The sequence below is a fragment of the Raoultella sp. genome (genome assembly GCF_039594335.1).
In the GTDB taxonomy this organism is placed as follows: domain Bacteria; phylum Pseudomonadota; class Gammaproteobacteria; order Enterobacterales; family Enterobacteriaceae; genus Klebsiella.
This window is the reverse complement of record NZ_JBCNNS010000259.1, coordinates 1-3,302: the sequence shown is the minus strand read 5'-3', so window position 1 is coordinate 3,302 and position 3,302 is coordinate 1. Positions and strand designations below refer to the sequence as shown.

The 3,302-nt window shown below is 59.3% G+C and carries 5 protein-coding genes and 1 pseudogene; 4 read left to right on the top strand and 2 right to left on the bottom strand.

The features are described 5' to 3' along the window. Nucleotides 1-219, bottom strand: a pseudogene (locus ACZAHD_RS22650) (helix-turn-helix domain-containing protein); the annotation flags it as partial. Nucleotides 220-252: 33 nt separating this feature from the next. Here ACZAHD_RS22650 and ACZAHD_RS22645 point away from each other — a divergent pair. After that, nucleotides 253-885 (top strand): pyridoxamine 5'-phosphate oxidase family protein, encoded by a 633-nt coding sequence (locus tag ACZAHD_RS22645; protein WP_462458729.1) that lies wholly within the window; start codon nucleotides 253-255, stop codon nucleotides 883-885. After that, complete coding sequence (locus ACZAHD_RS22640) at nucleotides 882-1,307, top strand: nuclear transport factor 2 family protein (protein ID WP_462458728.1); 426 nt, start codon at nucleotides 882-884, stop codon at nucleotides 1,305-1,307. Before ACZAHD_RS22645 ends, ACZAHD_RS22640 begins: the two co-directional genes overlap by 4 nt. A 17-nt stretch (nucleotides 1,308-1,324) precedes the next feature. On the opposite strand, the gene ACZAHD_RS22635 is transcribed toward ACZAHD_RS22640, so the two are convergent. Further along, a complete protein-coding gene (locus tag ACZAHD_RS22635) occupies nucleotides 1,325-1,861 on the bottom strand; it encodes a carboxymuconolactone decarboxylase family protein (RefSeq protein WP_462458727.1) in 537 nt (178 codons plus the stop codon). A gap of 117 nt (nucleotides 1,862-1,978) precedes the next feature. Here ACZAHD_RS22635 and ACZAHD_RS22630 point away from each other — a divergent pair, with 117 nt between their 5' ends. Next, a complete protein-coding gene (locus ACZAHD_RS22630; protein ID WP_462458726.1) occupies nucleotides 1,979-2,884 on the top strand; it encodes a helix-turn-helix transcriptional regulator in 906 nt (301 codons plus the stop codon). A gap of 121 nt (nucleotides 2,885-3,005) precedes the next feature. After that, nucleotides 3,006-3,302: isocitrate lyase/phosphoenolpyruvate mutase family protein (locus tag ACZAHD_RS22625; protein WP_462458725.1), on the top strand; the 297-nt coding region annotated here is incomplete at its 3' end.

Sequence of the window (3,302 nt, the reverse complement as noted above, 5' to 3'; positions counted from 1 at the left end):
GCAGCAGCAGGCGCACGCCGAGCGTGCTTTCCAGCTCGGCAATATGGCGGCTGACAGTGGTCAACGGCGTATTCAGCGCCCGCGCCGCTGCCGACATGCTGCCCAGTTCAGTGACTTTTACCAGCAACGCCATTGCGCTCAAGCGATCCATGATTATCCCGTTTTCGGAAAGATGATTGTCAGTATCGCAGTATTATCATTTATAGCGGCAGAGTCCATGATGGACGCAGTAACCGTGCGTTCGGAGGATTTATGCCGGGGGACTTTCTCGATATTGCCATCACGCCTGATGTGATGGAGGTTCAACATGAAATGGGGAGCGATGGTCTGTGGCAGTCGCCGTATCGCCAGCGCAGGGGGGAGCGTTTCGGTGCCAGCGAAGAGGAGATGATCGTCACCCGCGACAGTTTTTATCTGGCAACGTTATCGCAAACCGGCTGGCCCTATATCCAGCATCGTGGCGGGCCGCCAGGATTTCTCCATCTGCTGGATGACGCCACGCTGGCGATGGCGGATTTTAGCGGCAACCGGCAATACATCACCACCGGCAACCTGCGCGGCAGCGAGCGTGCCTGCCTGTTTTTGATGGATTACCCGCGCCGCGCCAGGCTGAAAATCTATGCCACCGTCGAGGTGCTGGCGAAGGACGATAATCCGGGTCTGCTGGCCCGGTTAACGCCAGACAATGACCGCGCCCGGGTGGAACGCCTGTTTCGCTTTCATCTGCAGGCGTTCGACTGGAACTGTCCGCAGCACATTACGCCGCGTTACAGCGCCCGGCAGGTGGCGGAGTATAGCCAGACGCTGCAACAGCGTATTCAGGCGCTGGAGCAGGAAAACCTGCATCTACAACAACAGTTAACGCTAAAAGGAGAACGACCATGACCGAATTTCGCCCGCCGCTACCGCCGTTTACCCGGGAAAGCGCGCTGCAAAAAGTGGCGCTGGCCTATACGGCCGACAGCCAGTGGCGCAACCGCAGCGAATTTGTTCATGGACGCGCGGAAATCATCGGTTTTCTGACGCGAAAATGGCAAAAGGAGCAGCAATACCGGCTGATTAAGGAGCTGTGGGCATGGAACGATAACCGTATTGCGGTGCGTTTCGCCTATGAATGGTGTGACGACAGCGGCAGTTGGTTCCGCTCCTATGGCAATGAAAACTGGGAGTTTGATGAGCATGGCCTGATGCATACCCGCCATGCCAGCATTAACGATCTGCCGATTGCAGCACAGGATCGCCTGTTCCACTGGCCCCAGGGGCGCCGCCCCGATGACCATCCGGGGCTGAGCGAACTGGGGCTATAAACAGGCGACGTGACGGGTTAATCGGCTTTCGGGAAGTCGACGACTGTATCATTCACCCGGTTCACCATATTGGTGAACAGAATGGCGCTCACCGCACTGATAATCTCAATCACCTGCTGGTCGCTGAAGCTGGCGTGATGCAGTGCGCTGACGTCGGCCTCCGGGAGCGTGCCGCGAGTGCGCACCAGGGTCTGGACAAACTTCACCAGCGTGTCGAGACGAGCATCTTCAGCAAACTCGCCGCGGCGCAGGGCATGGATTTGCTCGCTGCGGTAACCCGCTTTTTTCGCCATTAACGTATGCGCCGCCAGGCAGTAATCACAGCCGGTGGCTTCGCTCACGGCGAGGTTAATCGCTTCCAGCTCTTTGGCATTCAGGCTGCTTTTACTCAGCATCGCGTTATGCGCCAGCGCCTGCTGCAATGCCGCCGGCGAATGGCCGCCAATAGTTAGATAGGCATTGGGCACTTTACCCATCGCTTTTTTGATTGCGCCGAAAATGTCTGTGGCTTTACCGGTGACGTCTTGTTCACGAATTTCAGCTAAACGGCTCATGATGTGCTCCTGTGTCTGTAAGGGGATGGTGTGGCAATGACGAGATCTTAGCGATATGCGGCGTGCTAGACTGAGGCTCTTCGTCTCATTTTTTTGTCTTATCGTCTCAGGAGTGGCATGGACAGTCTCAGTCATCTGTTAGCGCTGCTGGCGCCGCGCTGCGAAGTGAATCTCCATTGTCGGTTTGGCGGTCGCTGGCAGGCGGGCCATGAGCAGATGCGCAGCGGCGTGGTGCCCTGGCATTTTGTGTTGCGCGGCGAGGGGCGGCTGATGGTCGGCAAGCAAGCCCGGCAGATGCGGGCGGGAGATGTCATCCTGCTCCCGCACGGCTCGCCGCATCTGATGGAAAGCCTGGTGGAGTGGGGGCAGATCCTGCCCGTCGTCCACCGCTTTAACGGTACCCTGACCGAGGTCCGAACCAGTAGCGACCATGATGCACTGGAGATGCTGTGTGGCGAATTTTACTTCGGTCCGCACGTCAGCTGGTTATTTGCGCAACCTGCTGACTTGATTCACCTGCATACCGACGAGCGCGCGGCGTGCCCGGAGCTGGAGCTGCTGCTTAACGTGCTGGTACGAGAAAGCCTGATAGCGCGTCCGGGCAGCGGCGCTATCGTGCGCAGCCTTGGCGACACGTTGCTGGTTTTGCTGTTGCGCACGCTGCTGGGTAGCGAGACGCCACCGGAAGGGCTGCTGCGACTGATGAGCGATGAACGGCTGATGCCCGCTGTTTTCGCGGTGCTGGAAACGCCGGAGCAGCCCTGGACGCTGGAGAGTATGGCCGCCCGGGCTTTTTTATCGCGCGCGACCTTCGCCCGGCACTTTGCCCGCGTATATCACCTCACGCCGCAGACCTGGCTTTCGCAGCTGCGTATGGCGCTGGCTGCGCGCCTGCTGCGCCTGGAGCGACAGACAAATCTTGAGGTGATTGCCGGGCGCTGTGGGTTTCAGTCGCAGGCGTCATTTTCGAAAGCGTTCAGGAAGCTGTATGGCGTGACGCCGGGGGAGTGGCGGCGCCAGTAAGCGGCTTTGTCGCCGAAGCTGGCGGCGGTCGGGCGTAAAAAAATAGTCGTCCGGTTTTCGGTTGTGGCGCCCGACGCAAACGGGCCAGAATCCACCGTATCACCACCCAACCGGAGGACCTATGGATTTCGCACAACAACATCAACAGGCTACGCCTGTGCTGCTGGCTAACGTCTGGGACGTCCCCAGCGCCAGCGCTGCCGCCGACGCGGGGTATACGGCCATTGGCACGTCCAGCGCAGCCATCGCCCATTCCCAGGGGCTGAACGATGGCGAAGGGCTACTGTTCGCAGAACTGCTGCAGTTGGTCACCCGCATCCGCGCGCGGGTGGCACTTCCGCTGAGCGTGGATATGGAAGCCGGATATGGTACCAGCGTCGAAGCAGTGGTCGATAATTTGTGTGCGCTGGCACACACC